23 protein-coding genes are annotated in these 20,002 nt (G+C 69.3%); 11 read left to right on the forward strand and 12 right to left on the reverse strand.

Annotated elements, in window-relative coordinates; genetic code table 11:
• Positions 1 to 34 precede the first annotated feature (34 nt).
• Positions 35 to 1,171, forward strand: a complete 1,137-nt coding sequence (locus ACFQZV_RS02215; protein WP_378752852.1) for a serine hydrolase domain-containing protein — start codon at positions 35 to 37, stop codon at positions 1,169 to 1,171.
• 19 nt (positions 1,172 to 1,190) lie between these two features.
• On the opposite strand, the gene ACFQZV_RS02220 is transcribed toward ACFQZV_RS02215, so the two are convergent.
• From ACFQZV_RS02220 to ACFQZV_RS02240, 5 genes are all read right to left on the reverse strand, one after another.
• Positions 1,191 to 2,867: an MFS transporter gene (locus ACFQZV_RS02220; protein WP_378752854.1), complete on the reverse strand. Its 1,677-nt coding sequence runs from the start codon at positions 2,865 to 2,867 to the stop codon at positions 1,191 to 1,193.
• A 66-nt stretch (positions 2,868 to 2,933) separates the two neighbouring features.
• Positions 2,934 to 3,614: a Type 1 glutamine amidotransferase-like domain-containing protein gene (locus tag ACFQZV_RS02225; protein WP_378752856.1), complete on the reverse strand. Its 681-nt coding sequence runs from the start codon at positions 3,612 to 3,614 to the stop codon at positions 2,934 to 2,936.
• A gap of 19 nt (positions 3,615 to 3,633) precedes the next feature.
• Positions 3,634 to 4,041: a VOC family protein gene (locus ACFQZV_RS02230; protein ID WP_378752858.1), complete on the reverse strand. Its 408-nt coding sequence runs from the start codon at positions 4,039 to 4,041 to the stop codon at positions 3,634 to 3,636.
• An 89-nt stretch (positions 4,042 to 4,130) separates the two neighbouring features.
• Positions 4,131 to 4,337 carry a hypothetical protein gene (locus ACFQZV_RS02235; protein WP_378752860.1) on the reverse strand — a complete coding sequence of 69 codons (207 nt, stop codon included), beginning with the start codon at positions 4,335 to 4,337 and terminating at the stop codon, positions 4,131 to 4,133.
• A gap of 58 nt (positions 4,338 to 4,395) precedes the next feature.
• Entirely contained in the window at positions 4,396 to 5,283 is an 888-nt protein-coding gene (locus tag ACFQZV_RS02240; RefSeq protein WP_378752862.1) for a ribokinase, read from the reverse strand.
• Between the two features lie 114 nt (positions 5,284 to 5,397).
• On the opposite strand from ACFQZV_RS02240, the gene ACFQZV_RS02245 reads away from it, so the two are divergent.
• From ACFQZV_RS02245 to ACFQZV_RS02260, 4 genes are all read left to right on the forward strand, one after another.
• Complete coding sequence (locus tag ACFQZV_RS02245) at positions 5,398 to 5,847, forward strand: hypothetical protein (protein ID WP_378752864.1); 450 nt, start codon at positions 5,398 to 5,400, stop codon at positions 5,845 to 5,847.
• 18 nt (positions 5,848 to 5,865) lie between these two features.
• Entirely contained in the window at positions 5,866 to 6,696 is an 831-nt protein-coding gene (locus ACFQZV_RS02250) for a sulfurtransferase (RefSeq protein WP_378752866.1), read from the forward strand.
• Positions 6,697 to 6,757: 61 nt separating this feature from the next.
• Positions 6,758 to 7,246: a hypothetical protein gene (locus ACFQZV_RS02255; protein WP_378752868.1), complete on the forward strand. Its 489-nt coding sequence runs from the start codon at positions 6,758 to 6,760 to the stop codon at positions 7,244 to 7,246.
• 10 nt (positions 7,247 to 7,256) lie between these two features.
• Positions 7,257 to 8,000 carry a helix-turn-helix domain-containing protein gene (locus ACFQZV_RS02260; RefSeq protein ID WP_378752870.1) on the forward strand — a complete coding sequence of 248 codons (744 nt, stop codon included), beginning with the start codon at positions 7,257 to 7,259 and terminating at the stop codon, positions 7,998 to 8,000.
• Here the strand turns inward: ACFQZV_RS02260 and ACFQZV_RS02265 are convergent.
• On the reverse strand, positions 7,947 to 8,522 hold the full coding sequence (locus ACFQZV_RS02265; protein WP_378752872.1) for a dihydrofolate reductase family protein: 576 nt from the start codon (positions 8,520 to 8,522) through the stop codon (positions 7,947 to 7,949). The two genes, ACFQZV_RS02260 and ACFQZV_RS02265, sit on opposite strands and share 54 nt — an antisense overlap.
• Positions 8,523 to 8,669: 147 nt before the next feature.
• Between ACFQZV_RS02265 and ACFQZV_RS02270 the strand changes: the two genes are divergently transcribed.
• Both ACFQZV_RS02270 and ACFQZV_RS02275 read left to right on the forward strand, forming a co-directional pair.
• Complete coding sequence (locus ACFQZV_RS02270; RefSeq protein WP_378752874.1) at positions 8,670 to 9,449, forward strand: gamma-glutamyl-gamma-aminobutyrate hydrolase family protein; 780 nt, start codon at positions 8,670 to 8,672, stop codon at positions 9,447 to 9,449.
• A 34-nt stretch (positions 9,450 to 9,483) separates the two neighbouring features.
• Entirely contained in the window at positions 9,484 to 10,437 is a 954-nt protein-coding gene (locus tag ACFQZV_RS02275) for an alpha/beta fold hydrolase (protein ID WP_378752876.1), read from the forward strand.
• A 130-nt stretch (positions 10,438 to 10,567) separates the two neighbouring features.
• Here ACFQZV_RS02275 and ACFQZV_RS02280 read toward each other — a convergent pair whose 3' ends face one another.
• From ACFQZV_RS02280 to ACFQZV_RS02290, 3 genes are read right to left on the reverse strand one after another with little or no spacing between them, the layout of a single operon-like run.
• Positions 10,568 to 11,323 carry an ABC transporter ATP-binding protein gene (locus ACFQZV_RS02280; protein ID WP_378752878.1) on the reverse strand — a complete coding sequence of 252 codons (756 nt, stop codon included), beginning with the start codon at positions 11,321 to 11,323 and terminating at the stop codon, positions 10,568 to 10,570.
• Complete coding sequence (locus tag ACFQZV_RS02285; RefSeq protein WP_378752880.1) at positions 11,320 to 12,333, reverse strand: ABC transporter substrate-binding protein; 1,014 nt, start codon at positions 12,331 to 12,333, stop codon at positions 11,320 to 11,322. Before ACFQZV_RS02285 ends, ACFQZV_RS02280 begins: the two co-directional genes overlap by 4 nt.
• Before the next feature lie 40 nt (positions 12,334 to 12,373).
• Entirely contained in the window at positions 12,374 to 13,456 is a 1,083-nt protein-coding gene (locus ACFQZV_RS02290) for a FecCD family ABC transporter permease (protein ID WP_378752882.1), read from the reverse strand.
• 77 nt (positions 13,457 to 13,533) lie between these two features.
• On the opposite strand from ACFQZV_RS02290, the gene ACFQZV_RS02295 reads away from it, so the two are divergent.
• Together ACFQZV_RS02295 and ACFQZV_RS02300 are read left to right on the forward strand one after the other, a co-directional pair.
• Entirely contained in the window at positions 13,534 to 15,240 is a 1,707-nt protein-coding gene (locus ACFQZV_RS02295; RefSeq protein ID WP_378752884.1) for an ABC transporter ATP-binding protein/permease, read from the forward strand.
• Positions 15,237 to 16,970, forward strand: a complete 1,734-nt coding sequence (locus tag ACFQZV_RS02300) for an ABC transporter ATP-binding protein (RefSeq protein ID WP_378752886.1) — start codon at positions 15,237 to 15,239, stop codon at positions 16,968 to 16,970. The genes ACFQZV_RS02295 and ACFQZV_RS02300 overlap by 4 nt, the downstream gene beginning before the upstream one ends.
• A gap of 17 nt (positions 16,971 to 16,987) precedes the next feature.
• On the opposite strand, the gene ACFQZV_RS02305 is transcribed toward ACFQZV_RS02300, so the two are convergent.
• Together ACFQZV_RS02305 and ACFQZV_RS02310 are read right to left on the reverse strand one after the other, a co-directional pair.
• Positions 16,988 to 17,206, reverse strand: coding sequence for an RNA-binding S4 domain-containing protein (locus ACFQZV_RS02305; RefSeq protein WP_378752889.1), 219 nt, complete (start codon positions 17,204 to 17,206; stop codon positions 16,988 to 16,990).
• A gap of 29 nt (positions 17,207 to 17,235) precedes the next feature.
• Entirely contained in the window at positions 17,236 to 17,919 is a 684-nt protein-coding gene (locus ACFQZV_RS02310) for a TetR/AcrR family transcriptional regulator (protein WP_378752891.1), read from the reverse strand.
• 85 nt (positions 17,920 to 18,004) lie between these two features.
• Between ACFQZV_RS02310 and ACFQZV_RS02315 the strand changes: the two genes are divergently transcribed.
• Both ACFQZV_RS02315 and ACFQZV_RS02320 read left to right on the forward strand, forming a co-directional pair.
• Positions 18,005 to 19,030 carry an NAD(P)-dependent alcohol dehydrogenase gene (locus ACFQZV_RS02315; protein WP_378752893.1) on the forward strand — a complete coding sequence of 342 codons (1,026 nt, stop codon included), beginning with the start codon at positions 18,005 to 18,007 and terminating at the stop codon, positions 19,028 to 19,030.
• 54 nt (positions 19,031 to 19,084) lie between these two features.
• Complete coding sequence (locus tag ACFQZV_RS02320; protein ID WP_378752895.1) at positions 19,085 to 19,531, forward strand: DUF6326 family protein; 447 nt, start codon at positions 19,085 to 19,087, stop codon at positions 19,529 to 19,531.
• Here ACFQZV_RS02320 and ACFQZV_RS02325 read toward each other — a convergent pair.
• Positions 19,441 to 19,986: a hypothetical protein gene (locus ACFQZV_RS02325; protein ID WP_378752897.1), complete on the reverse strand. Its 546-nt coding sequence runs from the start codon at positions 19,984 to 19,986 to the stop codon at positions 19,441 to 19,443. The two genes, ACFQZV_RS02320 and ACFQZV_RS02325, sit on opposite strands and share 91 nt — an antisense overlap.
• Between the last annotated feature and the right edge of the window lie 16 nt (positions 19,987 to 20,002).

Below are 20,002 nucleotides of genomic sequence, written 5' to 3' on the forward strand. Positions count from 1 at the left end.
CCGCTCTGTCACCCCCGCGTGCCACAGTGTTCGCATGAGCTCGTCATTGCGCAGCATCCTGGAAGAACACGTCGCCGCGGGCACGATGCCCGGCGCGGTCGCCTTCGTGGCCTCCGCGGATGACGCCGACCCCGAGATCGTCTCGGTCGGCGCCGCTGCGGCCGACGGTCCTCCGATCGCGGCAGACGCCGTCTTCCGGATCCAGTCGATGACGAAACCGGTGACGACCGTCGCCGCGTTGCGGCTCGTGGCTGCTGGCGATATCGGCCTGGACGACCCGGTCGACGAGTGGATTCCTGAGCTCTCCGATCGTCGCGTCCTCCGCTCACCCGATGCCGACCTCGACGACACGATCGACTCGCCCCGGCCGATCACGCTGAGGCACCTGCTGACGAACACGAGCGGGTACGGGATGATGACAGCCCCCACGCCGCTTCAGCAGGCGATGCTCGCCGGGGGAACCGAGGCGGGACCACAGCCCAGCGGCATCAGCGCCGACGAATGGCTCGCGCGCGTGGCCGAGCTTCCTCTCGCGTTCGCGCCCGGCGACGGATGGCGCTACCACCATTCCTTCGGGCTGCTGGGCATCCTCATCTCTCGCGTGACCGGCCGCACCGCGCAGGAGCATCTGGCCGCTGATCTTTTCGAGCCGCTCGGCATGGTCGACACCGGCTATTGGACTCCGCTCGACCAGGCGCATCGCCTCCCCGCGGCGTACCGCCACACCGCGACGGGGCTCATCGAGATGGAGCCTGCCGGTGGCGGCTTCTACGCCGGCGAACCGGATCATGATGTCAGCCACGAGGAACTGGTGTCGACGGCGGGCGACTGGTGGCGGTTCTCGCGAATGCTCGCGCTCGGGGGCCGGCTCGACGGAGACGAGTTCGTGCGGCCTGACCTGTTCGCGCTGATGACGTCTGATCAGACCCCGGATGCCGTCAAGACGCCCGACAGCTTCTTTCCCGGCTTCTGGAACGACATGGGGTGGGGATTCGGTGTCGGCGTTCACACCTCTGCGGAACGCGCAGGGCGGTATGGGTGGTCGGGCGGCCAAGGCACCGACTTCTGGATCGCACCCGACGGCACCGTGCGAGCGGTGTTCACCCAGGTCGAGATGGGTGAACAGGTGATGGGTCTGTTCGGCGCCATGGCCGACGTCGAGGTGAGCTAGATCCTCGCGTGGGTCTCGTTCAGTCGGTCGCCTCGGTCGCGGGCTCGCGCCGTGACACCCGCTGCAGGACCACCGCGCCGACGAAGCCGAGCGCAAGAAAGCCGGATGCCACGAGCAGCGATGCACGCGTCCCATCCGCGAACCCGGTCGACAAGGCGTCAACGGCCTTGTCGGTGTCGGATCCCAGCGGGCTCGACGAGCCTTCCCCGCGCAGTTCGGCGATCGTCGTGCCCGCCGACTGGCGCGTCTGCGCGGCGATCTTGTCGGCCTCCGCACCCGACACACCGGCATCAGCGAGCGCGGCGGGCAACGTGAGCGCGAGCGCGACCGAGAGCGCAGCTCCCGCAAACGCGGTTCCGAACGCGGAGCCGATCTGTCGCACCGTGCTCTGTGTCGCCGAGCCTTGACCCGACACCTCAACGGGCACATCCCGCAGCACCGTGCCGGTGAGCTGGGCGGATGCGAGCCCCAGTCCGAGCCCGTAGACCACGAGCGGGATCGTCACGAGCCATCCCGGGGAAGACCCGGTGACGATCAGTGCGAGCACGACGATGCCGAGCAGTTCCAATCCCAACCCGATCAGAACCGTTCCCGGTGAGCCGAAACGCGCCGCGAGGTGTCGTGCCGACGCGCCGGAGAAGAAGGCGCCGACGGCCATGCCCGCGAGCACCAGCCCCGCGCCCATGACATCGAGCCCGAGCGCGTTGATGAGGTACAGCGGCAGCACGAAGATGATCGCGAACTCGCCGACGGCGACCATCGCCGCGGTCACGTTGCCCCACGAGAACGTCGGGAGCTTGAACAGGTCGAGGTCGAGCACCGCGGAGCGCTGCACCTTCGCACGGTGACGTTCCCAGAACACGAAGAGCACCAGGGCCACGACGGCGATCGCGAAGGCGACGGGAACCGCCGAGATCGCGGCGTCCGCGGGCCACGTCCACCCGAAGATGTGGAGCGGTTCCTTCGGCGCCCACCATCCGAGCGACGGGCCTTCGATGACGGCGAACACCAGCGCGCCGAAGCCGATCGCGCTGAGGAGCGCTCCGTCGACGTCGGCGCCGCGCCGTCCTTTCGCACCACGTGTCTCGGGCACGGTCAGCAACGCCCACACCAGCACGATGGCGCCGAGGGGGATGTTGACGAGGAAGATCCAGTGCCACGACCCCCACTGGGTGAGAGCGCCACCCGCGAGAGGTCCGACCGCGGCCGCGCCCGAGATCACCGCACCCCAGACGCCGAACGCCGCGGCTCGGTACTTGCCGCGGAACACGGCGTTCACGGTCGACAGCGTGGACGGCATGATGAGCGCGGCACCGACCGCCTGTACGGCGCGCGCCCCGATGAGCGGCCCCGCAGCGCCGGCGGTCGCCGCGAAGATGCTCCCACCGACGAAGACGACGACGCCGATGAGGAACAGACGCTTGCGCCCCCACCGGTCGGCGAGGCGTCCGGTGGACAAGAGCAACGCGGCGAGCAGCACCGCGTAGAGGCTGTTCACCCACTGCGCGTCTGTGAGGTCGAGGTCGATGTCGCGGATGATGTCGGGAAGCGCGACGCCGACGATCGTGCCGTCGAGCACGATCATGCCGAGGCCGATCGACAGGACGACGAGGGCCAGCCACTCCTTCCGTGTCGGCGGTGTGGTGTCGTCGGTGGCGGCGGCGGGCGCAGTGGGAGTCGTGGGGGGCTGGCTCACACGGGCGAGCCTAGGGGACGAGGTCGCTACCGCGTCGGTGATGGCACGATCACGTCGCCCGGGCGTTCAGTCGCCGGAAGGCGAGAACCGACGCCAAGATCCCTCCGACACCACTTCGATCACGTCACCGTCGACGACGATCGCGCTCTGGTCGTCGAGCGCATATGCCTCGTGCGGGATATCCGACGCCCAGGCCTCGGCTGCCGCTGACGTGTTGCTCGACCACCCCGGGTAGTCGAGGTGCGGAAAGACCGAGAAGTCAACGATCCCGAGTGTCTCGTCGTCCGCGTGCCCCGCCCGTTCCACGAACTGGTCACCGATCCGCGGGGTCAACACCATGCTGCCGGCGCTCACGCCCACCCAGACGGTGTCGGTGAGCGAAGAAAGCATCGCCGCGAGTCCGGACTCTCGCAGCCATTGCGCCAGGAACGTGGCCTCGCCTCCGTCGACGAGAAGCACATCGGCGTCACGCACCCACGGCATCCATCGCTCTTCGGGAATACTCGGCAACGCGGTGAGCTCGAGCACCCCCACCGAAGCCCAGCCGAGTTCGGTCAGGCCGGTGAGGCCGTCCCATCGACCGGCGGTCGACTTCCACACCGTTTCCGGTCCGCACATCGGGTGGCCCCACTGACCTGTCGGGATGAACAGGGCGCGAGACTGTTCGATCGGTCGACCCAGGAGGTCGATGAGCCGTGCGCGGATCGAATCGTTGGTGATTCCACCCGATGTGAGCAGAAGCTTCACCGATGACCTCCCGCCGCGGTCATGCGGCGTTGAGCGCCAGCATCCAATCGACCCCGAACTTGTCGGTGAGCATGCCGAACCGGCCGCCCCACGGCGGCGTGTCGAACGGCATCGTCACCGATCCACCGACGCTCAACCCGTTCCAGATGTGTTCCAGTCGCGCTTCGTCCTCGCCGCTGATCGAAATCGAGACACCCGCCATCGCGACGTAGGTCATCGTGCTCGGAGTATCGGACACCATGAGCGTCATGCCGTCGTCGGTGGTGAGTTGCCCGTGCATCACGAGGTGCAATTCTTCGGGCGAGGCGTGGTCCGGGAAGGCCTCGAAGGTGTCGATCGCCAGCGTGCCCCCCAGCACGGACTGGTAGAACTCGAGCGCTTCTCGGGCCTGCCCCTGGAACGAGAGGTACGGGTTGAGCGTCGTCATCGGTGATCCCCCCAGATCGGTGTCGCGTAGCTCCCCAACGGGAGCGAACTCAGTGTCCACCCGCGTCGCGCAATGCGCAAGAGGGTCCCCTACGCCACCGCCGCGCGGTCGAGGCAGCGGGCGCAGCGGTGCGACAACGGCAGGTCGTCGTCTGCGACCTGCTCGATGCCGTGGCCGGCGTAGTAGTTTCCGCACGCGCTCAGGCGACCGGCATCCGCGAACCAGTGCACTTTGCGGGCGCGGCGCGCGCCGCGTGACCAGAAGGCGGATGCGGTGGTGTCGGTCGAAACGGGCATACACACGAGACGTCGTCGCGCCCGATTCATTACGCGGATGCCGAAACTCGGCTCGACATCAGCCCAGCGCGGCGACGACCTCCGCCTTCGTCGGTGCCGCATCGGAAGCCCCCGCACGGCCTACGGCCAGCGCCGCCCCTGCGGCAGCGGCATCGAGCGCGTCTGGCCATGTCGCGCCGCCGGCCAACCACGCAACGAGGACGCCGGTGAACGTGTCGCCCGCGCCCGTGGTGTCGACAGCGGTGGCCGAATGTGCCGCCACGCGGTGGACGATCTCACCTGCGCGCGCCACGATCGCGCCGCGGGCGCCGCGGGTGACCACCACGGTGCCACCGGTGCGACTGAGCACGCGCGCGGCCTCGTCGGTGTCGGACTCGCCGCTGAGCTGTGCGGCCTCGTGCTCGTTCGGCACCAGCACATCGGCGAGCGCGACGAGGTCGTCGATCCCCTCGCGTGCGGGCGCGGGGGTGAGAACCGTCGTCACCCCACGGTCGCGGGCGAACCGCATCGCCGCGCGCAGGAGCGCTTCGGGACGCTCGAGTTGCACGACGAGGTAGGCGGATGCCGCGACCGCCGCCGCATCCGCCTCGGTGAAACCGGCGTAACCGTTGGCGCCGGGCACGACCACGATCGAGTTCTCGCCGTCGTCGGTGACCGTGATCGCGGCGATGCCCGTGGCCTCTTCGACGCTGCGGAGGGCCGCGACATCCACGCCGTCGTCGACGAGGCGTTGACGCAGCCGCGCGCCGAACTCATCGCGTCCGACGGCGCCGATGAAGGTGACGTCCGCCCCGGCGCGCGCCGCCGCGATCGCCTGATTCAGGCCCTTTCCGCCGGCCCCCGTCGAGAACGACGTGCCAAAGATCGTCTCACCCGGGCGCACGGCGTGCGGCTGTCGCACGACGAGGTCCATGTTCGCGCTTCCGAGCACCGCGACTCGTGGCATCGGCATCCTTCGTGTTGACGGATCAGATCGCCACGGTACCCGATCGCACCCTCGCCGATGTCGCCGTCGGGCGCTATCGTGGCGCCACACGATGAGGTGCACGGAGGGCGTGAGATGACCGGAAAGACCAGCAACGGCGTGGGGTTCTCTGACGAAGAGAAGGCGGCGATGAAGCAGCGCGCCGACGAACTGCGATCGACGAAGGGGCTCAAGGGCGCCGCGAAGCTCGCGAGGGAACTCGAGGCGTGTGTCGAAGCGATCGACGCCCTCGTTGGGATCGATGGCGAGGTCGCCCGCATGGTGCACCGCATCGTCGCCGATGAGGCACCCCACCTCACCCCCAAGACGTTCTACGGTTTTCCCGCCTACGCCACTGACGGCAAAGTGGTGATCTTCGTGCAGCCGATGTCGAAGTTCGACACGCGATACCCGACGGTCAACTTCGACGAGACGGCAAAGCTCGACGACGGCGACATGTGGGCGACCTCGTTCGCGGTGGTGAAGGTGACCGCCGACGTCGAGTCGCGCGTGCGCGCCCTGGTGGCGAAGGCCGTCACGGGCTGAGTCGCGTACGGTCGGAGCATGCCGCATCCGCTCGTCTCGGCCCCTGAACTCACCCGCCTTCTTCGCGAAGAAAACCCCGTCGTTCTCGACGTGCGCTGGCGCCTCGACGCTCCCGACGGACACGAGGCGTACCGCGCCGGGCACATCCCGTCGGCACAGTACGTCAGCCTCGACGACGACCTCGCGCGGCACGGCGAGCCCACCGACGGTCGTCACCCGTTGCCGAGCCCTGAGGCTTTCGCCGAGACCGTGCACCGGTGGGGTATCGACGACGGGGATGAGGTGATCGTCTACGACGACTGGCAGTCGTTCGGAGCCGCGCGCGCCTGGTGGATGCTGACGGATGCCGGCGTGACGGCCCGGGTGCTCGACGGCGGATTGTCGGCCTGGCGCGCGATGGGTGGCGAGATGCAGATCGGCGACCCTGCTCCCGCGATGCCGGGTGGTGCGGCGGTGCAGCCGGGTCGACTGCGTCAGCTGACGATGGCGGATGCCGCGGCCCACGCTGAGCGAGGCCTGTTGCTCGACGCGCGCGCGGGCGAACGGTTCCGTGGCGAGACCGAACCGATCGACCCGCGAGCCGGGCACATCCCGGGAGCGGTGAACGCTCCGACGACAGCGAACTCCACGTCCGACGGATACCTGCGGGCCGCCGACGAGCTGCGCGAGCGGTTCCGGGCGCTCGGCGCGCAGGAGGACGCCCCCGTGGGCGTGTACTGCGGATCAGGCGTCTCGGCCGCGCATGCCGCGCTGGCTCTCACCGTCGCCGGCTTCACGCCTGCGCTCTACGTCGGCTCGTGGAGCCAGTGGTCGAACCACCCCGACCGCCCCGTCGCCACCGGAGCTTGACGCCCCGCATCCCGCTCAGAAACGCCTTGCGACGCGTCGCGGTCACCGCAAGGCTGGGTGCATGACTGTTCTTCGCGCACTCGGAATCGTGATCCTCGGTCTGCTCGGCGCGGTCGTCGCCGCGCTGGCGGTGTTCGTCGTCGGTGTGCGCACCCGCCACCGCGGTGTGCTGACGTTCGCGCGGGTGGTCCAGCGCGATGCACTGAACCCCGGTGCCATGAAGGATGCCGGTGCCGCCGGTTCGTCGTGGGCGATCGTCCGCGTGCCCGGGCGCGTCAGTGGCCGCGTCTATGAGACGCCGGTCGGCGTCGTGCGCGAGAACGACGAGCTGTTCATCTCGCTGCCGTACGGCGAGGGCACGCAGTGGTTGCAGAACGTGCTCGCCGCCGACGGCGCGACCGTGGTGCACGATGGTGCCGAGATCGAGGCGACGCAGCCCGAGGTGGTGCCGATCGTCCGCACGCCGATGGCATCGCGCGACCGGGTCGCCATCGCGATCTTCGGGGTCACCCACGCCCTGCGCCTGCAGGCTCCCGCTGCGGCGTCGTGAGGGGGCGGCGATGACCTTGCACATCGAGACGAGGTCGTCGGAGTCACCTTGGGTCGCATCCGTCTGGACCAGCAGAAGTGAGGATGTGTCCGTCATGACCTCGGTCGCCTCCGAGACGTGGGGGCTGGTGTTCTGGCAGCAGGGCGGAGCGCACTACGCCGCCGTGACGGGCCCCGAGAGTCGGACGAGCGTCGCACCCGTTCCTCTGTCCTCGGAATTCGTCGGCGTTCAGTTCGCGGTCGGCACGTCGCTGCGGATGGTACCCACGACGGCGCTCGTCGACTCGGGCATTGAGCTTCCCGACACCGCGACCAAGAGTTTTCGGCTGGATGGACGGCGCTGGGAGACACCGGGCGCCGACGACGCAGAAGCGCTGGTCTCGCGTCTCGTCAATGACGGTGTTATCGTCCAGGACCCGGTCGTCGCAGCTGCGCTCAGTGGGCGCAGCTCGCGGATATCCGATCGAACCGTCGAGCGACGATTCCGGGCGGCGACGGGACTCACGCGCGGAGCGATCGAGCAGATCAGACGGGTACGCGCCGCTGCCGAGCTTCTGATCGCGGGCGTGCGCGTGAGCAGCGTGGTCGAGTCCTTGGGCTACTACGACGAGCCGCACCTCGCGCGCGCCTTGCGACGCTATGTAGGCCGCACCGCCAGTCATCTGCGGTCGAGTGCCCCAGACGCGATCGCACTACCGCGCTCAACGAACAACGTCGTAGACGACCTTCATCACTCCGTTGTCATAGGCGGCTGATTCTCGCAGCGCGAGTCGATGCTCACCCTCGCGGCTGCGGCTGAAGATGCTCTTGCCCGCTCCGAGCAGCAGAGGAAACACCAGCAGGTTGTAGCGGTCGATCAACCCCGCATCGGCGAGACTCCGAGCCAGCTCGCCACTACCGTGGATGAAGATCCCGCCGCCCTCGGTCTGTTTCAGCGCGGCGACGTCGTCGATCGACCGCAGGATGCTCGTGGGACCCCAACCGTCGACAAGTGCCTCCGTCTCGAGAGTCGTCGACAGCACGTATTTCGGAAGGTCCTGATACGCGGCGTGGTCCTCGGACTGCGACCAGAATGGCGCAAACGCTTCGTAGCTACGCCGGCCGAAGAGAAGTGCTGTGGTGTCGTGCAGCTCCTCTGCCTTGATTGAGAATGCGTTCTCATCGAACTCCGTGCGAAAAACCCACCCGCCGTATGAGTGGCCCTCGCTGGTCCCGCCGGGTGAGTCCATCACGCCATCGACCGACACGAAGCCCGTCCACACCAGTTCCCTCGTCATGGTCTGATCCGTTCCATCCGTAGAAGCAAAGAGCGGTGTCTCACCGCGCACTCATCAAACGATAGGAGCGCCGGCATGGGGGAGTCTTGGACGAAACCGACACGCCCGCGTCGAATCAGCGAGCGTCGAAGACCCTATGCTGTGCTCGTGACCGGTGTTTCGCTGGCATCCGGCTCGATCGTCGAGTCTGGGGCGCCGATTCCCGTGGTGATGTCGTACGCGAGCGAGACGGCGCGCCACGACCGCGCCTTCGCCGACGAATTGCGGATGCTGGCCGACAGCGCCGCGGTGTTCGCCCGGGAGGCGGGGCTCGAGATCCGCTGGGTGAACTCTGCCGCGCCCGATGCCGACCCGGGGAGTCTGGCGGCGAGCGCCGCGGGCGTGATCGTCCTCGGCGGCGCGGACGTCGACCCGGCGATGTATCGCGCCGATCCCGACGGCACGTGGATGGACTCGACGGATGCCGCAGCCGACGCCTTCGAGGCCGCGCTGATGCGCACGGCGATGGATCGCGGCATCCCGCTCTTCACGATCTGCCGCGGAACGCAGCTGCTGAACGTGATGCAGGGCGGATCGCTTGTGCAGGATCTCGGACAGGGCATCCATCGCGAGCCGAATCAGGACATGGTGACCCACCCGGCGACCGTCCACGCCGGCACGCGCCTGGCGGGCATCCTCGGTGCCGGCAGCCATGAGGTTCGGTCGGGTCACCACCAGGCGGTCGACCGGTTGGGGGAGGGACTCGTCGTCAGCGCCGTCGCCCCCGACGGAGTGATCGAGGCGATCGAGATGACCGGTGATCAGTGGGTCGTCGGCGTGCAGTGGCATCCTGAAGAACCCGCGAGCGACCCCGCACAGTTGCGCCGATTGCTCGCGGACTTCGCCGTGGCCGCACGCGTCGGCGCGCCCGCGGCGTTCGTCGCCTGACCGCGCGCCGCTTCACCCCGTGCGATCATGGGGCGTGACTGCGACCCACCCGACTCTGACGTCCGTGCGCGTCCGCGTCGAGCGCGTCCACACCGATGGCACGTACACGCGCGTCACGTGCCTTCGGGGCGGTCCGGGGCCGGCGTTCGTCCTGGTCCCGGGAATCGGGATGGGCGTGGGCATCTTCGAGCGGCTCGCGCCCAGACTGCTGCCGCACGGCGACGTGTTCGCGTTGGACCTGCCGGGTTTCGCCGGCATCCGGACACACGATCGCGCGCTGTCGATCGCCGACTACGCACGGCTCGTCGACGCGGCGTTGGAGCATCTTCATCTGGACGACCCGGTCGTCATCGGCCATTCGATGGGCACGCAGGTCGTGACCGAACTGGCCGCGTCGCGACCCGGACTCTCGCGCATCGTGCTCATCAGCCCGGTCGTCGCTCCCCAGCAGCGGGCGCCGCTGCGCGTTGTCGGCGCGTTCCTGCTCGCGGCGCTGCACGAACCGATCGGGGTCACGCTGCTCGCGGGCGTCTCGTACGTGCTCACGGGGCTACGGTCGTTCGCGGCGACACTTCCGCGAATGCTCGCGTATCGGATGGAGGACCGCATCGCCGACGTCGACGCGGACACGCTGATCGTGCGCGGCGAGTACGACACCATCTCGCCCCGCTCGTGGATCGATACTCTGGTTCGCCGCGCACCCACGGCGTCCGCCCGTGAAGTGTCCAGAGCCGCCCACTCGGTCATGCATGGTCACGCGGAGGCCGTCGCTCGGCTCTGCGTCGTCCACGCGGGTGCGGAAGAGGCCGTGGACCCTCCGCCTGTCGGAGCGGGCAGATGGACCCTGCGGCTGTCCGCCTACGCTCTCGCGGCGCGGCTGCGGGAGATCACGGCGATTCTGCGCGGTGACGACACTGCGCTCGAGCGCGCCAAGACATCGCGTGTGCGCGTGGCACTCGCCGCGGGTGACGTCGAGCCCGCGACCTGACGCGCCCGGCGGTCACACGTGTCGACTCCATGCGCCTGCCGGCGCACGCGCCGCACCCCGGCAGGCGGGCTCTTCCGCAGCCCCGGGAGACAGAACCGCCATGTAGCACATGGTAGGAAGTTCGGTCGTTTCAGCGCGGCCGGAACACGAGTTGCGGCACGCCGTCGAGGTCGATGCGGCGCATGTCGATGCCGTACACCGGCTCAAGAGTCTCGGGAACGAGCACATCGTGCGGGGTTCCACGGGCGGCGACGTTTCCGGCATCCAGGAGCATGAGCTCGTCGCAGTAGCGGGCGGCGAGATTGAGGTCGTGCAGCACCACGATCGTCGTCAGCGGAAGACCGTGCACGAGCGAGAGGATGTCGTGCTGGTAACGCACATCGAGATGGTTGGTGGGTTCGTCGAGCAGCAGATGGGTGGCCTCTTGAGCGAGCGCACGGGCGATCAGCACCCGCTGCCGCTCGCCACCGGAGAGTTCATCGACGTGCCGGTGGGCAAGGTGGTCGACTCCTGCCCGAGTCATGGCATCGGATGCGGCCGCCTCATCCACTGCGCGATACCGACTCCACCCCGACAACCGCGGGGAGCGTCCGAGCAGGACGGAATCCCACGCGGTCAGCGGCAGGCCGCTGGGTTCTTCTTGTGCAACGACGGCGAGGCGCTGCGCGCGTTGACGCGCCGTCAGGCCGTCGACGGGCTGCCCGTCGATCTCGACCCTGCCACCCGCGCGGCGCACGGCACCGAGGATCGATCGCAAGAGCGTCGATTTTCCTGAACCGTTGGGCCCGATCAAGCCGAACGTCGTTCCGGTGTGGGCGATGAGATCGGCCGCGTCGAGGGCGACCGTCCGACCGTATCGGACGGTCACCCCCTCGGCGGTGATCATCCCGCGAGCGCCCCCGTGCCCTCGAGCACCTGACGCAGTCCGCGGACCGCGCCCGGGTCGGGCGCGAGGTCGGAGGCGAGCACGCCGATCACGCGATCCTCCTGCACGGCGGTGAGGTTCTCGGCTCCGGGCTCTGCCATGAACAGCGCCAGGGCGTCATCGAAGCTCTCACCGTAGAGGCCGTACGCCAGCACGATGGTGTGGGGGTCGGCGTCGAGCAGCGTTTCGATGTTCGCCTCGAGGTAGACCGACGGCTCGTCGCCGTACACGTTCGAGAACCCTGCCCGGCTGAGCACGTCGTCGGCGATGCCCTGGCCGCCGCGGGCGGACATCGTGGCGCCGTCGAAGAAGTAGTAGACGACGGCGGCGGCTTCGCCGTCGGTCTGCGCGGGCTCGACGGCGCTGAGCTCGTCGACTTCGGCCTGCAGTTCGGCGACGCGAGCGGCGGCAGCCTCGCTGGTGCCGAAGACGGTACCGAGCCGCTCGACGTCGGCGAAGATCGCGTCGAAGTCGGTCTTGTCGGTGAGGGCGGCGTCGTGGCTGCACTCGCCGTCGATGACGATGTTCGTGATGCCGACCGCGGCGAGGTCGTCGTCCGAAGCGTTGAACAGGCCGTAGCCGACGATGACGTCCGCCTCGGTGCCGACGATCGCCTCGATCGCGGGGTCCGACGGGTCGACGATCTCGGCGTCGGTCGGCGGGTTGTCGAGCCCCGCCGGCAGTTCGGCCCCGAACTCGCCCGCCCGCGCGATGATGCGGTCGGACGCACCGGCTGCGTCGAGCAAGGCGACAGCAGAGGTGCCGATCGTGAGGACGGATGCCGGCTCTGCCCCGATCACGAGGTCTTCGCCGCAGTTCTCGATCGTGACGGGGTAGGCGGTCCCTTCGACCATCGCTGCGGTTTCGGTTGCCGCGGGTTCGGCGGGGCTGCTGCACGCGGCGAGCGCGAGCACGCCGGCCAGGCCGATCGCGCCGATGCTCGCACGGCGGAGGTGGTTGTGGAGGGTCATGGACTCTCTTTCTTCTTGGGGGTGATGCAGGTCGGAGGGCTCAGCGGGCGAGTGTGCGGCGCACGAGCGCGATCAGGAGCGGGGTGCCGATGAGGGCGGTGACGATGCCGAGAGGCAGTTCACGCGGGGCGAAGGCGACGCGGGCGAGCGCGTCGGCCGCGACGAGGAGCAGTGCGCCGAGAAGCGCCGAGACCGGGAGGAGGATGCTGTGCCGGCCTCCCACGAGTCGGCGGGCGATGTGGGGAACGACGAGTCCGACGAAACCGATGAGTCCCGACACGGCGACGGCGGCGGCCACGGCGATGGCCACGATGAGGGCGGAGGCGGCCCGGAACTGCGTGGGGTTCGTGCCGAGAGCAAGCGCGGTGTCGTCGCCGATCGCCAGGGCGTCGAATCGCCGCGCCCACAGCAGGAAGACCACGAAGGTCGCGACGACGAGGGTCACCAGGAGCGGCACCGACCCCCAGCGCGCCTGGGCGAGCGATCCCAGCATCCAGAACATGACCGCGCGCGCGCCGTCGCGCGATTGTCCGGCGAAGACGAGGAAGTTGGTCAGTGCCGTGAGGGCGAATCCGACGGCGATTCCGGCGAAGACGAGCCGCGAGGTGACGAGACGTCCGCCGATGCGAGCGATGGACAGCACGAGCACGATGGCGGTGAGCGCTCCGATGAACGCGCTCCCGGTGAGGGCGATCGCGCCGAGGGAGCTGCCCACGCCGAAGAGGATGCTCGCTGCCGCGCCGGTCGATGCCCCTGAGGAGATGCCGAGAAGGTACGGGTCGGCGAGCGGGTTGCGCACGAGTGCTTGGATGACGACGCCGGCGACGGCGAGCGCAGCTCCGACGAAGAGCCCGAGGATGACGCGGGGAACGCGGATCATCCACACGATTGCGTGGTCCGACCCGAGGTCGGCCTGACCGGGCCCAAGGCCGAGCTCGCCGGCGATCACGCGGGCGACGACATCCGGCGGCACCGCGACGGGTCCGATTCCCACGGCGACGACGCTCACGGCCACGGTCAGCACCGCGAGCGCGAGGCCGAGCACGATGTGCCGCCGTCGCGTGGCGCGCGCAATCGACGCCGGTGGCGAGACGGGCGAAGGCGCAGTGGTCAGCGTGGGCATGGGTGGAGGGAAGTCGTGTCAGACTGTCGGGAACAGTATCGAGAACGATTATCGTTAGCACGCTAGCAGAGGATGCCGTGGTCTCTTTCCCCCTCCTGCGCCTGGTGAGCCCGCGCGGCCGCGGAATCGCGGCCGGCGCGGCCGTCGGCCTCGCCCTGAGCGCGCTGGCGATCGCGCAGGCGCTGGCCACCGCATCCGTCTTCTCAGGGATCCTTGCGGGACGATCCCTCAGCGAACTCGCAGTCCCCCTCGCCGTGCTCGTGGGTGCGCTCGCGTTGCGACCCGTCGGCACGGCCACGCGCGAACTCGTCGCCCATCGCGTCGCGGGTCGCATGAAGCGGCAGTTGCGGGCGCGTATCCTCGATCACGACGCCGCACGCGGCCCCTTCGCCGTCACGACCGAGCGGCTCGGCGCGCAGCACGCCCTCCTCGTCGACGGGGTCGAGAACCTCGAACCGTACGTCACGCGCTATCTGCCGCAGGTCATCGTCACGACCGTCGCAGCGACCGCCGCGGTGGTGATCCTCATCGTCATCGACCCCGTGGTCGGGCTCGTGGCCGGCGTCGCGGCCGCCGTCGTGCCGCTCATTCCGCGCCTGTGGGATCGTGCGCTGCGCGGACGCGGCGAGGAGCATTGGGGCGCGTACTCGGCGCTCAACGCCGATGTCGTCGACGCGATGCGGGGCATGGAGACGCTGAAACTGCTCGGCGCGGCGGGGCGTCGGCGCGTCGAACTCGACCGTGCGAGCCGGTCGCTGCTGCGGGCGACGCTGCGCCAGCTGCGCCTCTCGCTCGTCGAGTCGGGCCTCACCGGGTTTCTGCTGGTGGCGGGGCCTGCACTGATCCTGGCCGTCGGTGTCGGACGGGTCTGGTCGGGAGCACTCGCCCCCGCGGCGCTGTTCGCCGTCACGCTGGTGGGGTTCGAGGTGTTCCGACCCTTCCGCGACCTGTCGAACCACTGGCATGCCGGCTACCTCGGCGTCACCGCGGGTTCCCGCATCTTGGCGCACCTCACAGACGCCCCTGCCACCATTCCCGGTCGCGTTCTGCACATCGTCGACGACCCCGGCGCCGCGGTGGAACTCCGCGGCGTGACGGTGCGTTACCCGGGGAGCGATCGTGACGCCCTCACCGATGTGTCGCTGCGGGTTCCCCGCGGGCGCACGACCGCCATCGTCGGGGCATCGGGCGCGGGCAAGTCGACCGTCGCGAACGTGATCCTCGGTCTGCTCACTCCCGTCGCGGGCGGCGTCGCGGTGATGCCCTCCGACGACGCCCCCCCGGTCACGCTCGTGTCGCAAGACCCCGTCGTGTTCGCCGGAACCCTCCGCGACAACCTCACCATCGTCGCTCCGGGCGCCGGCGATGACGAGCTGATCGCGGCGCTCGAGCGAGCCCAGGCATCCGAACTCGTCGCGCGCGGACTCGACGCTCCGGTCGGCGACGGTGGGGCGTTGCTCTCGGGCGGTCAGCGCCAACGCGTCGCGATCGCCCGGGCGCTACTGCGGCGATCGCCCGTGCTCGTGCTCGACGAGGCGTCGTCGGCACTCGACGCCCACCGCGAACGCGCGCTGCTCACGACCCTGCGAGAGGCGACGACGACGGATGCCGCCCCCACCCTGATCGTGATCGCCCATCGACTCTCCGCCGTCCGCGACGCGGACACGGTGGTCGTCGTCGACGACGGTCGCATCGTCGAGCAGGGAACATACAACGACCTGCTCGCACAGCGCGGAACGCTCTGGCGGTTGCACGCGGCACAGGCCGAGGAGGTGCGCGCATGACCGCGCTCGTGCGCCCCGTGGTGCGGCTCTTGAGAGAGGTCGGCGACGAGCGGGGGCTGTTCGTCCGCTCCACGCTGTCGATGACGATCTTCCAGCTGACGACGGCGGGCGCCGCGGGGCTCAGCACGGCGATCGCGACGGCCGTCGTGTCCGGCGCCCCGCATCCGCTCGTCATCTCGCTGCTCGTCGGCCTTGCTGCCGCCGTGATCACCGTGGCGGTATTCACGTGGATCGAGTCGTGGTTGAGCCATGTGCTGGCCTACCGAGTGATCGCCGCGTTGCGGATGCGCGTCTACGACGCGATCGAGGCGATCGTCCCCGCACGGACGGGCACCCGACGCACCGGGGAGGTCGCCGGCACCGCGATGAACGATGTCGAGACACTCGAGTGGTTCTATGCGCACACGCTCGGTGCGGGCATCAACGCGATCGTCTCGCCCGCGCTCGTATCGGTCGCGCTGGTCGTGCTGGTCGGTCCGATCGGACTCATCGTTCCCGCAGGCATCGCCGTGCTGCTGACGATCCCGTGGCTGTTCGCCCGCCTTCAGGTGTCGCAGGGCCTGCGCATCCGCGGCCGCCTCGGTTTCCTGCAGGCGGTGGCGTTCGAGGGGGCGAGCGCCCGGCGGGAGCTCACCGCGCTCGATCTCGTCGAGCACCACCGCGCGCAGGTGCTCGCACGCACGGCCGAGGTGCAGGCGGCCAAGCGCGGGTTCGCCCTGCGCGCCGCCGGTGAGTCCGCCCTCGCCGACACGGTGGTCGCCGCGACGAGCCTCGGGTTTTTGGTGGCGCTCATGGCGGCCGCGGCGGCGGGGACCCTCGACCCGGTCGTGATCCCGGTCGCCCTCGTGCTGGTGTCGGCCGCCGTGGTGCCCGCCGCGGGTGCGTTCGCGATGGTGCAGCGCCTCGGCGAGATGTCGGCGGCGGCCGGACGGATTCTCGCTCTGCTCGACGAGGGCGCACGCGACCAGCCGCCCGCCGGAAAGCGGGAGGCCCCGACCGGGGGTGCCGTGCGGTTCGACGGCGTCGACTTCGCCTATGACTGTGGCGGGCCCGTGCTGCGTGGGCTCGATCTCGAGATCGGCGCGGGCGAGACGATCGCGCTCGTCGGCGGATCGGGTGCCGGCAAGACCACCATCGCGCGGTTGCTCACCGGGCTGTGGCGGGCGGATGCCGGGACCGTCTCGCTCGACGGGGTGGCGATCGCCGACATCGATGATGATGCGCTGCATCGCGAGGTGGCGATGGTGTCGCAGCATCCGTTCGTGTTCCGCGGGACGATCCGCAGCAACCTTCAGCTCGCTGCCCCCGACGCCGACGACGAGGCGATGTGGCGTGCGCTCACCGACGCCGGGCTCGCCGACACCGTGCGGGAGTGGGACGACGGACTCGACCAGCGTGTCGGCGACCGAGGCGCCACACTGTCGGGTGGCCAGCGTCAGCGGCTGTCGATCGCGCAGGTGCTGTTGCGCGACCCCGCCGTACTGGTGCTCGACGAGGCGTCGGCGCACCTCGACGCGGTGCGCGAGTCAGACCTCGCCGACACCGTCGCTCGCCTGCGCGCCGGCCGCACGACCATCGTGATCGCCCACCGTGTCTCGACCATCCGCCGCGCCCCGCGGGTCGTGCTTCTCGAGCACGGCCGGGTCGCCGCCGACGGAACCCACGCCGACCTGGTGGCGACCAGCGCCGCCTACCGCGCCCTCATCGCGCACAGCGCGGGAGCTCGCTGACGAGCGGCTTCGTCGCGTCAGCGGCAGACGCGCGCAGCCTGGCCGGCGAAGGTGACCACATCGCCGAGTGCCAGCTGCCGTCCCCGCCGACGGTCAACCTCGCCGTTGACGAGAACTTCGCCGTCGATGATGGCCTCTTTCACGTCGCCGCCCGAGTCGAGAAGGCCCGAGAACTTCATGAACTGACCGAGGCGGATCGCGTCTCCGCCGATCGAGACGTCGTCGATGGAGGGCATGCCGGAATCGTAGCGAACGATGCCTCGACCTACGTCGCCTCCGTCGTCCTGAGGGGCTCGAGTGCGCCGAGCACGAGCTCGAGCCCGAAGGCGAACTCGTCGGCGGGGTCGTATCCGGCAGCGACGAGCTCGGTGGCGGACTCGTTCAGATAGGGGAACTCCTCGGGCGGCAGCTGGGGGAGGAAGACGTCTTCGGCGGCGTCGGCGAGTTGCTCGGGGCCGTCGAACGGCAGGCTCGCCACCTGCAGCGCATACCCGTACACATAGCTGTCGAGCAGCCAGTTCGCGTGGGTGGCCATCACCACCGAGAAGCCGGCGGTGCGCAGGCAGGCGGTGACGGCTTCGCGGTGGCGCAGGTTGGCGGGTCCGGGCATCGTGCGCGACTCCATGAGCACGGTCGCCCACGGATGCCGGGCGAGCACCGCGCGTGTCGACTCGGCCCGGTGGCGCATGGCCGTCTGCCAATCGTCGCCGGTCGGCAGGTCGATCTCACTGAAGACGACATCGATCATCGCGTCGATCAGCTCTTCGCGGTTCGCGACGTAGTGGTAGAGCGACATCGCACCGGCACCGAGCGCGGTGGCCAAGCGCCGCATGCTCACCTGGTCGACACCGTCGCGGTCGGCCATCCGGATCGCTTCGGCGACAAGGCGCTCTTTGCTGAGTCCCGTCTCTGCATGCGTCGTCACGGTGCTCCCTTCGGACTCGACCACTTGACAGATCGTACAGTGTACGGTCATAGTACGGTGTACGACGTACAGCGTACGACACCCGCCGCTTGCACCCGAGGAGCCTTTCGTGAAGACCGACCACTCAGACACCGAGCGGATGCCGCATCCCGCCGCCGCGACCCGTATGCGCGCGATGGTGCACCATCGCTACGGGCCGCCGTCGGTGCTCCAGGCATCCGACGTTCCTCGCCCCGAGCCGCGTCGCGGGGAGGTGCTCGTCCGTCTTGAGGCGGCATCGGTGCACTCGGGCGATCTCTACGTGATGGCCGGCGACCCCTATCTCGTGCGACTGGCGTTCGGACTGCGCCGGCCGAGAAACGGCATCCCTGCGCGCGATCTCGCGGGCGTCGTCGCCGCAGTCGGGGCGGATGTCACCGACCTGAAGCCGGGAGGCGACGTGTTCGGCTGGAGCACGGCCGGCACCCTCGCCGAGTACGCGTGCGTTCCGGTGGGCAACCTCGTTCGCCGGCCGACCACCGTGTCGGCGGTCGAGGCGGCCGTCACCCCCATGTCTGGTCTGACGGCGCTGCAGGCGATGCGCGATGTCGCCCGCGTGCGACCCGGCGACCGCGTGCTCATCACGGGTGCATCGGGCGGCGTCGGATCGTTCGCCGTGCAGATCGCGAAGGCGATGGGTGCCGAAGTGACGGCGGTGTGCAGCGGCCGAAACATCGAGCTCGTCCGTTCGATCGGTGCGGACCACGTGATCGACTACACGACCACCGACTTCACCGCGAACGGCGAGCGGTATGACGTCATCCTCGACAGTGTCGAGGCTGAGCCACTGGCCTCGGTGCGGCGAGCGCTCACACCGACCGGCACCGTCATTCCGAACAGCGGGCGCGGCGGGCGCTGGGTAGGCCCGCTCGGGCGGATCATCACCGCCCGGATGCGGTCGATCTTCACCCGTCAGCGGCTCGCGCCCTTCGTCTCGGTCGAGAAGCACGAGGATCTCGTCGCGCTGTCAGACCTGCTCGCGTCCGGTCAGGTGACGCCACTGATCGATCGCACCTACCCGCTCGCCGAAGCCGCAGACGCGCTGCGCTACGTCGCCACCGGCCACGCCCGAGGCAAGGTCGCCATCACGATCTGACGATCGTGTGGATGCGGCATCCGTCTCTTTCAATCACCTTCCCAAGGGGGACCCATGACTGTTCACACCACCTCGCCGACCCGGCTCGATGCCGCACCGCTCTCGGTGCGCGCGACGCTCGCCGCCGCTTGGACGAGCTTCATGTTCCTGTACATCTATGTGGACTACTACCACCTGTACAAGGCGGGCACCGTCGACGACCTCCTGTCGGGGGTGGTGTTCGAGTTCGCGATCAGCCCGGCACTGCTGACCGGGTTTCTGGCGTTGATCGCGGTGCCGGCGCTGATGGTGGCGCTCTCGGCGACGCTGCCGGCCCGGGTCAGTCGCATGACGAACCTCATCGTCACCGCGCTGTATGTTCCGGTCACGATCTTCAACGCGGTCGGTGAGGCGTGGGAGTGGGTTGCCTTCTACGCCCTGTCGATCGGACTCGAGCTCGCTCTGCTCGTCGTGATCTTTCGCGCGGCGTGGAGGTGGCCCCGGGCGACTTCGTCGAGCTGACGGAACGCGAACCGCGCCTCGGGCGCGAAGACGTGGTCGTCGTCACAGCGGAATCCGCGCAGCCAGGGCCGCCCTTCGACGACGCGCAGGTAGAAGCCCCGCGGAAAGTCCGCGTCATCACTGAGGGCGACGGATGCCACGGTCAGTGCGCCGTCGGGCGAGCGCCCCGCCGACATCACGGAGTCGGTTGAGGAACGCTGGTCGAGCCAGGCGAGGCGCAGGTAAGGCCCGGTCACCGCGGGACACGGGCCGAGCCCCTGGCCGTGCGCAGCGGTGAGAACCTCGGGCATCGTCGCGCCGTGCGTCAAGCCCAGTTCATCGACCGAACGATCGAGAAGTCGGATGCGCTCGATGGTGGTGTCGTCGAAGACCGGATGCGCGAGCAACGTCTCGGCGTGGACGTTCAGCATGACACCGTGCCGTGCGAGCGCATCGAGAAGTTGCCCGCGCGACATGCCTCCGACGATGAGG

Origin of the sequence: Microbacterium koreense (genome assembly GCF_042677105.1) — a bacterium.
In the GTDB taxonomy this organism is placed as follows: domain Bacteria; phylum Actinomycetota; class Actinomycetes; order Actinomycetales; family Microbacteriaceae; genus Microbacterium; species Microbacterium koreense.

Excerpts from the sequence above, each read along its gene's own strand:
- ACFQZV_RS02215 (WP_378752852.1), top strand. The coding sequence starts at position 35 with ATGAGCTCGTCATTGCGCAGCATCCTGGAAGAACACGTCGCCGCGGGC.
- ACFQZV_RS02230 (WP_378752858.1), bottom strand. The coding sequence starts at position 4,041 with ATGACGACGCTCAACCCGTACCTCTCGTTCCAGGGGCAGGCCCGAGAA.
- ACFQZV_RS02235 (WP_378752860.1), bottom strand. The coding sequence starts at position 4,337 with ATGCCCGTTTCGACCGACACCACCGCATCCGCCTTCTGGTCACGCGGC.
- ACFQZV_RS02240 (WP_378752862.1), bottom strand. The coding sequence starts at position 5,283 with ATGCCACGAGTCGCGGTGCTCGGAAGCGCGAACATGGACCTCGTCGTG.
- ACFQZV_RS02245 (WP_378752864.1), top strand. The coding sequence starts at position 5,398 with ATGACCGGAAAGACCAGCAACGGCGTGGGGTTCTCTGACGAAGAGAAG.
- ACFQZV_RS02250 (WP_378752866.1), top strand. The coding sequence starts at position 5,866 with ATGCCGCATCCGCTCGTCTCGGCCCCTGAACTCACCCGCCTTCTTCGC.
- ACFQZV_RS02255 (WP_378752868.1), top strand. The coding sequence starts at position 6,758 with ATGACTGTTCTTCGCGCACTCGGAATCGTGATCCTCGGTCTGCTCGGC.
- ACFQZV_RS02260 (WP_378752870.1), top strand. The coding sequence starts at position 7,257 with ATGACCTTGCACATCGAGACGAGGTCGTCGGAGTCACCTTGGGTCGCA.
- ACFQZV_RS02265 (WP_378752872.1), bottom strand. The coding sequence starts at position 8,522 with ATGACGAGGGAACTGGTGTGGACGGGCTTCGTGTCGGTCGATGGCGTG.
- ACFQZV_RS02280 (WP_378752878.1), bottom strand. The coding sequence starts at position 11,323 with ATGATCACCGCCGAGGGGGTGACCGTCCGATACGGTCGGACGGTCGCC.
- ACFQZV_RS02285 (WP_378752880.1), bottom strand. The coding sequence starts at position 12,333 with ATGACCCTCCACAACCACCTCCGCCGTGCGAGCATCGGCGCGATCGGC.
- ACFQZV_RS02290 (WP_378752882.1), bottom strand. The coding sequence starts at position 13,456 with ATGCCCACGCTGACCACTGCGCCTTCGCCCGTCTCGCCACCGGCGTCG.
- ACFQZV_RS02300 (WP_378752886.1), top strand. The coding sequence starts at position 15,237 with ATGACCGCGCTCGTGCGCCCCGTGGTGCGGCTCTTGAGAGAGGTCGGC.
- ACFQZV_RS02305 (WP_378752889.1), bottom strand. The coding sequence starts at position 17,206 with ATGCCCTCCATCGACGACGTCTCGATCGGCGGAGACGCGATCCGCCTC.
- ACFQZV_RS02320 (WP_378752895.1), top strand. The coding sequence starts at position 19,085 with ATGACTGTTCACACCACCTCGCCGACCCGGCTCGATGCCGCACCGCTC.
- ACFQZV_RS02325 (WP_378752897.1), bottom strand. The coding sequence starts at position 19,986 with ATGTCGCGCGGGCAACTTCTCGATGCGCTCGCACGGCACGGTGTCATG.